This is a genomic window from Kitasatospora putterlickiae (assembly GCF_039527695.1).
Taxonomy (GTDB): domain Bacteria; phylum Actinomycetota; class Actinomycetes; order Streptomycetales; family Streptomycetaceae; genus Kitasatospora; species Kitasatospora putterlickiae.
The window spans coordinates 49,586-57,393 of record NZ_BAAAKJ010000198.1 but is presented as its reverse complement, the minus strand read 5'-3'; the positions used below and the strand labels follow the sequence as shown (position 1 = coordinate 57,393).

7 protein-coding genes are annotated in these 7,808 nt (G+C 73.7%); 2 read left to right on the top strand and 5 right to left on the bottom strand.

The features are described 5' to 3' along the window. Positions 1–117 precede the first annotated feature (117 nt). From ABD308_RS20030 to ABD308_RS20015, 4 genes are all read right to left on the bottom strand, one after another. Positions 118–900: an amino acid ABC transporter ATP-binding protein gene (locus ABD308_RS20030; protein ID WP_344337171.1), complete on the bottom strand. Its 783-nt coding sequence runs from the start codon at positions 898–900 to the stop codon at positions 118–120. Next, positions 897–1,139: a LapA family protein gene (locus ABD308_RS20025; RefSeq protein ID WP_344337169.1), complete on the bottom strand. Its 243-nt coding sequence runs from the start codon at positions 1,137–1,139 to the stop codon at positions 897–899. The genes ABD308_RS20030 and ABD308_RS20025 overlap by 4 nt, the downstream gene beginning before the upstream one ends. Before the next feature lie 126 nt (positions 1,140–1,265). Next, positions 1,266–3,038 carry an ABC transporter ATP-binding protein gene (locus ABD308_RS20020; RefSeq protein WP_344337168.1) on the bottom strand — a complete coding sequence of 591 codons (1,773 nt, stop codon included), beginning with the start codon at positions 3,036–3,038 and terminating at the stop codon, positions 1,266–1,268. Next, the gene (locus tag ABD308_RS20015) at positions 3,035–4,882 is read right to left on the bottom strand and encodes an ABC transporter ATP-binding protein (protein ID WP_344337167.1); all 1,848 of its coding nucleotides are present in this window, start codon (positions 4,880–4,882) and stop codon (positions 3,035–3,037) included. The genes ABD308_RS20020 and ABD308_RS20015 overlap by 4 nt, the downstream gene beginning before the upstream one ends. 269 nt (positions 4,883–5,151) lie before the next feature. On the opposite strand from ABD308_RS20015, the gene ABD308_RS20010 reads away from it, so the two are divergent. After that, a complete protein-coding gene (locus ABD308_RS20010; protein WP_344337166.1) occupies positions 5,152–6,015 on the top strand; it encodes an aldo/keto reductase in 864 nt (287 codons plus the stop codon). Positions 6,016–6,217: 202 nt separating this feature from the next. Here ABD308_RS20010 and ABD308_RS20005 read toward each other — a convergent pair whose 3' ends face one another. Then, positions 6,218–7,084: a MarR family winged helix-turn-helix transcriptional regulator gene (locus ABD308_RS20005; protein WP_344337165.1), complete on the bottom strand. Its 867-nt coding sequence runs from the start codon at positions 7,082–7,084 to the stop codon at positions 6,218–6,220. A gap of 561 nt (positions 7,085–7,645) precedes the next feature. Between ABD308_RS20005 and ABD308_RS20000 the strand changes: the two genes are divergently transcribed. Further along, positions 7,646–7,808 (top strand): SDR family NAD(P)-dependent oxidoreductase (locus ABD308_RS20000; RefSeq protein WP_425554808.1); only part of this gene is annotated, 163 nt, incomplete at its 3' end.

The window sequence follows — 7,808 nt, the reverse complement described above, 5'->3', positions numbered from 1 at the left end:
TAGCTGGGCAGCGCGCTGGGCTGCGGCCCCTTGGGCGGCGGGGTGCCGGGCTTGCCGCAGCCGGCCAGCAGCAGGGCGGCGGCCGCGAGGGTCAGGGTCTTCTTCACGGGCCCGGCCTCAGTGCTTGAGGATCTTGGAGAGGAAGTCCCGGGCGCGCCCGCTCTCCGGGGCACTGAAGAACTCCTCGGGGGCGCGGTCCTCGACGATCCGTCCGTCGGCCATGAAGACCACCCGGTTGGCGGAGGCGCGGGCGAATCCCATCTCATGGGTCACCACGACCATCGTCATGCCCTCGTGCGCCAATCGGCGCATCACGTCCAGCACCTCGTTGATCATCTCGGGGTCGAGCGCCGAGGTCGGCTCGTCGAACAGCAGCGCCTTGGGGTCCATCGCCAGCGCCCGGGCGATCGCCACCCGCTGCTGCTGGCCGCCGGAGAGCTGGGCCGGGTACTTGTCCGCCTGGGAGGCCAGCCCGACCCGCTCCAGCAGCGCCCGGGACTTGGTGTCGGCCTCCGCCCTGCTCCGCCCGCGCACCTTCACCTGCGCCAGCGAGACGTTCTGCAGCACGGTCTTGTGCGCGAACAGGTTGAAGGACTGGAACACCATCCCGACCTCGGCGCGCAGGCGGGCCAGCCCCTTGCCCTCCTCGGGCAGGGGCCGGCCGTCGATCTGGATGGAGCCGGACTCCACCGGCTCCAGCCGGTTGATGGCCCGGCAGAGCGTGGACTTCCCGGAACCGGAGGGGCCGATCACCACCACGACCTCGCCCCGGCCCACGGTCAGGTCGACGTCCTGCAGGACGTGCAGCGCCCCGAAGTGCTTGTTGACGCCGCGTAACTCGATCAGCGGGGTGAAGCCGCCGGGCCCGGGCGGGGACGGCGGCTCGGCGGCGGCGCTCACTTCCCGCGCCGCCCCTTCAGCAGCCACCCCAGCGCCACGCCGGCGACCAGGGTGGCCAGCAGGGCGATCCAGAGCGGCGCGGTCACGGTGAACACCCAGAACTGGATCTTCACCTTGTCGAGGTTGGCGAACAGGAACCACGCGGCGAGCACGACGATGACGCCGATGCCGATGTAGCGGGTGGGAATCCCGCCGATCTCGCTGCGCCTGGTACCCGAGGAGTCCGAAATCTTGGTCACTCGATCATTCTGAGGGCGATTGGGGGCATTTGCCCGGATGCGCGGCCGGAAGTGACCCTCACAGGTCAACTCCGTCCCGCGCGGGTTCACGACCCGTCACCCTCTGTCAGCATTCACCTGCGTTCGTCAGCGTTCGTCCCTCCAGGAACGCCAGAGCGCCGCGTACGGACCGCCGGCCGCCACCAGCTCGGGGTGGCTGCCGTACTCGCTGATCCGCCCGTCCTCGACCACCGCGATCACGTCCGCGTCGTGCGCGGTGTGCAGCCGGTGCGCGATGGCGATCACCGTGCGGCCCTCCAGCACCCGGGAGAGCGAACGCTCCAGGTGCCGGGCGGCCCGCGGGTCCAGCAGCGAGGTGGCCTCGTCCAGCACCAGGGTGTGCGGATCGGCCAGCACCAGCCGGGCCAGCGCCAGCTGCTGGGCCTGCGGCGGCGTCAGCGCGGTGCCGCCGGAGCCGACCTCGGTGTCCAGCCCGGCCGGCAGCGCGTCCACCCACGCCCCGGCGTCCACCGCGTCCAGCGCCCGGCGCAGCTCGGCGTCGTCGGCGCCCGGCGAGGCCAGCCGCAGGTTGTCCCGGAGCGTCCCGACGAAGACGTGGTGCTCCTGGTTGACCAGCGCGACCTCGGCGCGCACCCGCTCGGCCGGCATCCGCGACAGCGCCGCCCCGCCGAGGGTCACACTGCCCCGGCCGGGCGCGTAGATCCCGGCCAGCAGCCGGCCCAGGGTGGACTTGCCCGCCCCGGACGGCCCGACCAGCGCCACCCGGCTGCCAGGGGCGACGTCCAGGCTGATGCCGTGCAGCACGTCGGCGCCCTCCCGGTAGCCGAAGCGCACGTCCCGCGCCTCGACCCGCCGTCCGCTCGGCCGGACCTCGTCGTCGCTCCGCGCCCGCGGCACCTCGTGCACGCCGACCAGCCGGGCCAGTGAGGCCTGACCGATCTGCAGCTCGTCGTACCAGCGCAGGATCCGGTCCACCGGCGACACCATCGCCTGGGCGTAGAGCACCCCGGTGGTCAGCTGGCCCACGGTGATCCAGCCCTTCAGGGCGAACAGCCCTCCGAGCGCCAGCGGACCGAGCACGGCCAGCGTGTACGCCGCGTCGATGGTCGGGAACCAGACCGAGCGCAGCCAGAGCGTGTACCGCTCCCAGGCGAGCCACTGCGCCTGCTTGCGGTCGGTCAGCCGGACCCGATGCCCGCCCAGCCGCAGCGCCTCGACGGTCCGTCCGGCGTCCACCGTCTCGGCCAGGACCGAGCTCACCGCCGCGTATCCCGCCGACTCGTGGCGGTAGGACTGCGGGGCGCGCCGGAAGTACCAGCGGGAGGAGACCAGCAGCAGCGGCAGGCCGATCAGCGTGGTGAGCGCGAGCAGCGGCGAGGTGACCACCAGCGCGCCGAACACCACCAGCAGCGAGACGAGCGCCACGGCCAGCTCCGGCGCCGCCTCGCGCACCGACTTGTCCAGGCGGTCGATGTCGGTGGTGCCCCGGGACACCAGGTCGCCGGTCCCGGCCCGCTCCAGGACGCCGGTCGGCAGCGCCACCGAGCGGACCAGGAAGTCCTCCCGCAGGTCGGCCAGCACCCGCTCGCCGAGCACCGCGCCGCGCAGCCGCGACCACCAGGTGAGGGCGGACTGCACCATGAGCGCGAGCAGGTACCAGGCCACGGCGACCGTGATGGTGGACTCCGCGGTGCCGGTGGCCAGCGACTCGACGAGGGTGCCGAGCACCCAGGGACCGACCAGCCCGGCCGCCGTGGCCACCGCGTGCAGCCCGACCACCGCCGAGAAGGCGCCCCGGTGACGCCGGGCCAGCAGCCGCAGGTAGCCGCGCACGGCGGCCGGCGAGCCGACCGGCAGGGTGGCGGCCGGGCCCTGCTCATGGTGGACGGGGGGCTTCATGCGTCACTCCTCGACTCGGTTCGGACGGTACCGGCCGCCGCGGGCCGCTCCCCCACTGGCTCGGGCTCCCCCGCGCGGGTGACCACCGCCCGGTAGGCCGGCTCGGTGCGCATCAGCTCGCGGTGGACGCCGGACGCGGCCACCCGGCCGTCCCGGAGCAGCACCACCCGGTCCGCCCGGTCGAGCAGCAGCGGGCTGGTGGCGAAGACCACCGTGGTGCGCCCCTCGCGGTTCTGGCGCAGCCCGGCGGCGATCCGCGACTCGGTGTGCGCGTCGACCGCGCTGGTCGGCTCGTCCAGCACCAGCACCGGCGGGTCGGCCAGCAGCGAACGGGCCAGCGCCAGCCGCTGCCGCTGACCGCCGGACAGCGACCGCCCCCGCTCGGTGATCTCGGCCGCCATCACGGCCTCCGCCCCGTCTCCCCCCTCTCCTCCGCCGCCTCCTGAGGCGGCCCGCGCGCCGTCCGCCAGGGCGTCGAGCACGTCCTGCGCGCGGACCGTGGCGAGCGCCTCCCACGGGTCGACCCGGCCGGAGGAGGGGATGTCGAACAGCGCCGCCAGGGTGCCGGAGAGCAGCACCGGTTCCTTGTCGTGCACCAGAACGGCGGCCCGCGCCTCGTCCAGCGCGACGGCGTCCAGCTCGGTGCCGCCGAGCCGGACGGACGGCTCCGCCCGCCCGCCCTCGGCCACCGGGACGTGCCCGCCGAGCCGTTCGGCGAGCGCCCCGGCGAAGTCCGGGTCACCGCAGACCACCGCGGTCAGCTCGCCGGCCCGGGCGGTCAGCCCGGTCACCGGGTCGAACAGGTCGCCGTGCGCCGGGTCGGCGAGCGGACCGGCCCCGGTGCCCTCCGTCCTGGTCAGGGCGAGCACCCGCACGGTGCGCCCGGCGGAGACCCGGGCCACGCTCCAGGCGTGCGCCGCCTCGCCGAGGATCCGCAGCGGCGCGGCCAGGAACACGGTGGCGCCGTAGACCGCGACCAGGGTGCCGACCGAGATCCGCCCGTCGGCCGCCAAGTGGGCGCCGTACCAGGTGACGCCGACCACGAAGAGGCCGGGCAGCAGCACCTGCTGGGCCTGCATCAGGGAGCGGATCCGGGCCGAGCGGACGGCCGCGGCGCGGACCTTCTGGGAGGCGGCCCGGTAGCGGTCGAGGAACAGCTCCTCGCCGCCGATGCCGCGCAGCACCCGGAGTCCGGCCACCGTGTCGGCGGCCAGCTCGCCGGCCTTGCCGCCGAGGGCGCGCTGCTCGCTGTAGCGGCGCTGGAACGGCCCGAGCAGCGGCCAGACCGAGGCGGCGAGCGCGGGCACCCCGAGCAGCACGGCCAGCCCGAGCACCGGCTCGACGGCCAGCACCGCGGCGCCGACGGCCAGCCAGACGACCACGGCCCCGCGCACCCGGGCGATGAGTTCGACGTACCAGCCGATCTTCTCGACGTCCCCGCTGCCGACCGCGACGACCTCGCCGGTGGCGATCCGCCGGGACAGCCCGGAGCCGAGGTGGGAGGCCTGACGGGCGACCAGCTGGCGGACCTGGCAGACGGCGTGGATCCAGTTCCAGACGGCCTGGCGGTGCAGCAGCACGGTGCCGAGCGCGGACACCGCGACCAGGGCCAGGGCGAACGCGCAGGCCCGCCACAGGGCGCCGGAGTCGCCGTCGACGACGGCCTGCACGCCGAGCCCGACCAGCACGGGCAGGGCGGCCTGACAGCCCATCTCCAGCAGCGCCCAGCAGGTGGCGAGCACCTGGCCGCGCCGCTGGCCGCGCTGGAGCCAGCGCAGGAAGGCGAGTGGGGAGGAGAGGTCCGGACGGCCGGGATCGGCCAGGGGGAGGGTTTTGAGCGGCATGACGATCCGTTGCGGGGTGGTGCGGGCGGAGGGTGAGGGGGACGGCCGGTAGGGTCACGGCGTGGGTTCGTCAAGAGGTCATGGCAGCGAGCGTGCCAACCCGGATGTGACCTGCGCAACAGGTTTTCCGGCGGCCCGGCCGACGCCGTAGGGTTGTGCGCGCGCCGGTAGGGCGCGTCGGAAAATTCCCCGGACGGGGAACATATCCGGCCACCGCGCCGGTTGCCCCATCAGAACCACAGGGACGACCAGGAGAGGGCACTCCTTCCGTGAGCAACATCCCCAGCGTCACGCTCAACGACGGCACCCGGATCCCGCAGCTCGGCTTCGGGGTCTGGCAGGTGCCGGACGCGGAGGCCACCGCCGCCGTCCGTACCGCGATCGAGGCCGGCTACCGCTCGATCGACACCGCCGCGATCTACGAGAACGAGTCCGGCACCGGCAAGGCCGTCGCCGAGGCCCTGGCGGGCGGCGTCGCCCGCGAGGACCTCTACATCACCACCAAGCTGTGGAACTCCGGCACCCGCGACTGGTCCGGCGAGCAGGGCCGCGACGCGGTGCTGCGCGAGTTCGACGCCTCGCTGGACCGGCTCGGCCTGGACTACCTCGACCTCTACCTCATCCACTGGCCGCGCCCGATGCACGGCAGCTACCTCAACGTCTGGAAGGCACTGGAGCGGCTGAAGGCCGACGGCCGGGTCCGCTCGGTCGGCGTCTCCAACTTCGGCGCCGGGCAGCTCACCCGGCTCGCGGAGGAGTCCTCGCTCCTCCCGGCGCTGAACCAGGTCGAGCTGCACCCGTACTTCCCGCAGGAGGAGCTGCGCGCCTTCCACGCCCGGCACGGCATCGCCACCGAGGCGTGGAGCCCGCTCGGCCAGGGCAAGGAGCTGCTCGCCGAGCCGGAGCTGGTCCGGATCGCCGCCAAGCACGGCCGCACCGTCGCCCAGGTGGTGCTCCGCTGGCACCTGCAGAGCGGCGTCATCGCCATCCCGAAGTCGGTCACCCCGTCCCGGATCAAGGAGAACCTGGACGTCGCCGACTTCGAGCTGGACGCCGAGGACCTCGCCGCGGTCGCCGGCGTGGCCACCGGCACCCGGATCGGCCCGGACCCGCAGGAGTTCGACTGGAACTGACGGCCCGACGGCCCCGGCCGCCCGACCGCGCGTCAACGGTGAAGGCCGCCCTCCCCGTTCGGGGGAAGGCGGCCTTCACCGCGTTGACCTGTGCAAACCCTCACCGGCCCGGGATCGGCGGGCCGAGTCGGGCGGCGGACGACTGGCGACCGACCGGCGACCGACTGGTGAATCGTTTTGGCTGACCTCCGCGGCGTTCCGGCTAGAGCCGGGCGGCCTTGGCGATCAGCGCGAGCGCGGCCTCGTGCTCGTCCTCGTCCAGCGGCGCCAGCAGCAGCAGCTGGACCTGGGCGACGCCGGCGGCCGAACGGTGCAGCAGGTCCTGTCCCGCCGGTGAGAGCGAGAGCAGGTTGCGCCGTCCGTCCGAGGGGTCGCGGCGCCGCTGGACCAGGCCGCGCCGGACCAGCCGGCTGACCATCTCGGCCATCGTGGCCTTGTCCAGCGAGGCCAGCTCGCCCACCGTGCGCTGGTCGGCGCCCGGCTCCAGTTCGAGGGCGTCCAGCACCGCGTACTGCGGCGCCGTCAGCTCCGAACCGACGTGCTCCGACCAGAGCTTGGTGTGCACCTGCTGGCTCACCCGGATCAGGTAGCCGATCGCCCGCTGGGCGTCCAGCATCGGTCGCGCGTCCGTGAGGACGGCGACCTGGGCCGGCTCCAGTCTGGCTATCTTGGCCATCACTCGGACGAGCTCCAGCTGCTCCTCCGAGCTGAGCGGCTCGAAGAGCGTGCGCTGCACGCGGACCACTCCGCCGGTGGCCTCGCGGACAGCCTGGGCGCCGCTCTGCGAGAGAGCGAGCAACTTGCGCCGGCCGTCGGCCGGGTCTCGGCGTCGCAGCACCAGGCCACGCCGGACCAGCCGGGCGACCATCTCGGCCATCGTGGCCTTGTCGAGCGAGGCACGCTCGCCGACCGTGCGCTGGTCAGCGCCCGGTTCGAGGGCGAGGACCAGCAGGACCGCGAACTGCGGAGCCGTGAGATCGGCTCCGACGTGTTCGGACCACAGGCGGGTGTGGACCTGCTGTGCAACGCGGATCAGGTGTCCGGGCGACTGCTGCAGTCGCGCGGACACACGGGTCGTCGGGATCTCCCCCAGCACCATGTATCCGTCCCGATGTCACACCCGGTGTGTGTGGGACACCCGGGTGGGGCAGTAACGGCGAGTGGGCGTCCCGCTATGAGGGAGAACGCTCCAGCCGTGCAGCCGGTGGCTGCTGGCGGACACTATACAAACGGCGGGCCCTCGCTGGCAGGCAGGGGCGGATAGTAGACGCAGGTTCGGCAACATTGGCATATTTACGCGTCGAGCCGACCCGCCGGTAACCCGTTCGCAGGAGAAAGCCGACCGGCCGGTCCTTACCCACGGTCACCTGCGCCTTCGTCCTGGCCGCACCCCCTACCCGCCGGTAGGGTGTGGCCACCGGGGCGGATCCGGCCTCCGGAGCGACCCCTGGAACTCGGGTGCCCCCCGAGCGGTTCCTGGGAGTTTCCTGGACGCTCCGACCGGTTTCGCGCCGGTGCCGGGCCGCCCGGCGGGCTGCGGGCCGCAGCCACCTGCAACTGACCTGCAACAACGCCCGATTGCCCGGAACACCTGATGACTCCGACGAGTCCGAGAGAGACGAGAACGAGCATGACCGAGCAGACCACCACCCCCCGGGTCGCCGTCGTCACCGGCGCCGCGCGCGGCCTGGGCGCCGCCACCGCCCTGCGTCTGGCCGCCGACGGCCACGCCGTGGCCGTCCTCGACCTGGAGGAGTCGGCCGGCCGGGAGACCGTCGAGCGGATCACCGCCG